Here is a 269-nt window from a genome sequence, read left to right on the forward strand (position 1 = left end):
GCTTCCTGCCGTTCCTGCTGCTCGCCGGGGTCACGGCGCTGTCCGCTGCGCTGGCCGCCGCCATCTCCCATCCGGCCGTTCCGCTCCCGCCGGCACTGTCGGTGTCGCTCGGTGGGGGCATCGCCCTGTTCTACCTGACGAACGCCGTCATCGCGCGGCGGTTCGGGGCCTCCTGGCAGACCGTCCTGCGGTGGGCGATCCCGGCCGTCACGCTGCCGCTGCTGCTGATGCTCGCGGGCTTGGGCCTGCCCGCGTTGGCGTCCGTCGCG

The 269-nt window shown here is 74.0% G+C and carries 1 protein-coding gene; it reads left to right on the forward strand.

Going from position 1 to position 269, the window contains the following annotated elements; genetic code table 11:
* On the forward strand, positions 1–269 hold a 269-nt coding region (locus SB719_RS20355; RefSeq protein WP_412159770.1), incomplete at both ends, for a hypothetical protein.

This window comes from Pantoea sp. SIMBA_079, assembly GCF_046940275.1.
GTDB lineage: Bacteria > Pseudomonadota > Gammaproteobacteria > Enterobacterales > Enterobacteriaceae > Pantoea > Pantoea borealis.